Consider the following 1,220-nt stretch of genomic DNA (forward strand, 5'->3'; position numbering starts at 1 on the left):
AGGTGGCAGCCAGAAAGCCAATACCGGCTTAGACCCAAAAACACGGAAAGAGCAGCTGGTTGCATTACGTGAACGTTGGGAAGTAGCCTGCAATCAGCATCTTGAACGGGCGCAGTGCCCTGAACGTATTGATATGCGCAGTTATGCGAAACAGGGCTTAGATCTTGTGCCGGAGAAAAAGATGCTGCCCAGTGAATGGCGGCAGCCACAACAACGGCAAGTGATCACTGAGTACCGTCATATCCGGCAGGAACACATGCGCAGCCTTAAGGCTGTGCAGTTTGCGGAGAAACAGCAAAATCTAGCCTATTCACCTGAAATAACCCGTGATATGCAACATTTCAGGGATAAACATGCGCTTTTTCTTGGTGTACAGCGTTTCAGAGAAGACTATCAGGCGGAGAAAATCCGTCAGGAAAAAGAAGCTCAACAACGTCTTGAGGAACAACAGCGTCAAGTACAACAAGCAAGACTGGACAGGCTCCAAGAACAACAACGCCAGGAACAACAACAGGCAGAGCAGAAAAAAATACGACGGCCTGCGCCAGGACGTGGTTTTAGCAGATAGAAGAGGAAGACATGAAAATATCCACGGATTTTGAAAGGATCGCCGGTTACCTCACGGTACTGGCAGAACAGCAGGCTATTGTGACTGACATGATAGATGAAATGGCCGACGCCAAAAACACGGCCTTTGATGCCATCTTGGAGGCGAAAACCTCGCTGGAACTGGCGACCCATGCACTTAAAAAACAACTGGCAGAGCTGGATCATATCGAAGCGCAAAAAGCGCACATGCACCAAGTATTGAGCGAACTGGACGTGATTAAACAATTGACGTTACGTTCATTGGATGAAAGTGCAAGGCAGTTTACGGATCTGGCGCAAACCGTGCCGAACCAGATTAACCAGAATGTCATGGACACCTTGCAACATATCGATATTGCCGGAGCGGTTCGACAGCGAACGGATGCGCAAATGGAAGTGATAGCAGTACAAGTTAAGGCACTGACGACCCGTAGCTATCAATTTTCTGAAGATATCCAGACGGCTCAAAATGAGCTGAAGCAACGTTATGAGCAACTGCAAAATTACTTTTGGTGGCTTGTTGGGGGCGGTTTTTTGGCCATCGTGCTTGTGACCGCTTTCAGTGCCAAATTCTTTTTTGGCCAAGCGGTTGATCGGAACTTCGATGCGATGCTAAGTACTTATAATCAGGT

Annotated in this window: 2 protein-coding genes; both read left to right on the plus strand. The window is 48.1% G+C overall.

The genetic code is table 11. The features are described 5' to 3' along the window. Positions 1-568, plus strand: a 568-nt coding sequence (locus BM100_RS22010; protein ID WP_175495007.1) for a MobA/MobL family protein, incomplete at its 5' end; no start/stop codon positions are given. 11 nt (positions 569-579) lie between these two features. After that, positions 580-1,220 (plus strand): hypothetical protein (locus tag BM100_RS22015; protein WP_139217023.1); only part of this gene is annotated, 641 nt, incomplete at its 3' end.

It is taken from the genome of Xenorhabdus mauleonii (assembly GCF_900113945.1).
Lineage (GTDB): Bacteria > Pseudomonadota > Gammaproteobacteria > Enterobacterales > Enterobacteriaceae > Xenorhabdus > Xenorhabdus mauleonii.